An 829-nucleotide genomic window follows, 5' to 3' on the forward strand; every position below is an offset into this window, starting at 1 on the left:
TCGGTGATGATCCGCCGCAACACCGTATCCGGCCCACCCGCGATCTCCCGCGCCAACGACGCCGGGATACACCCATGCCCGGCCAGCTCCGCCGGGTCCTCGTTCGCGCCGAGATAGGTCGCCAAATCCATATAGAGGAACACCTCGCACCGTTCGCTCTTTCCGCCCTGCCCACCCAGCAGGAGGTCCAGGGCGACGTCGGCGCGGAGCTGATCCAGGGTGCGGGACTCGTCACCGGTCTTCAGGGCCCGTGCTTCGCGGTCGATCCGGGTGTAGGCGGCGGTGACTTTCTCGACCGGGCCGTCCTCGACCTCGATCGACGCCACCCCCGCCTCGCCCTGACGCATCGTCAGGCGGCGGCCCGCCCGAGAGTGCTCAGACCGGCGAGAAGCACCCTCCCGATCCACCGTCACCGCCGCATGACTCGCCGCTTTGCGGACCTGCTCCGAATTCTTCCCCTCCAACCGATCCTCCAACAATGCATCTGCGGCCCGGGCATCCTCATCCGACAGCCACGACGTCGCCGCGGCCACCTTCACCGCCCGGAACCCATCCACCAGCCCCTGGTCCATCAACCCGAGTGTCCGCGGTAGCCGGGTGGTCAACGCCTCCGCGGTGAAAACCAGGGTGCCCGCGTGACGGTCCACAACAGACAGTGCGAAAGCCACCTCCTGCACCACACTCCCCACCCCACCACGATGACGACCCAACTGTGCGATAGCGCGGAACCGGACCGCCTCCAACCGCGCGATCCCCTCCGACGCCGCCACCGCGACATCCACAACATCCTTATCCCCCAACGAATCCAGCGAACCGTTGACCTCCTTCA

1 protein-coding gene is annotated in these 829 nt (G+C 67.2%); it reads right to left on the reverse strand.

From position 1 onward, the window contains the following. On the reverse strand, nt 1-809 hold an 809-nt coding region (locus DMH03_RS41930), incomplete at its 3' end, for a DUF222 domain-containing protein (protein ID WP_125797549.1). Nucleotides 810-829 lie beyond the last annotated feature (20 nt).

It is taken from the genome of Amycolatopsis sp. WAC 01376, assembly GCF_003947415.1.
Classification (GTDB): Bacteria; Actinomycetota; Actinomycetes; order Mycobacteriales; family Pseudonocardiaceae; genus Amycolatopsis.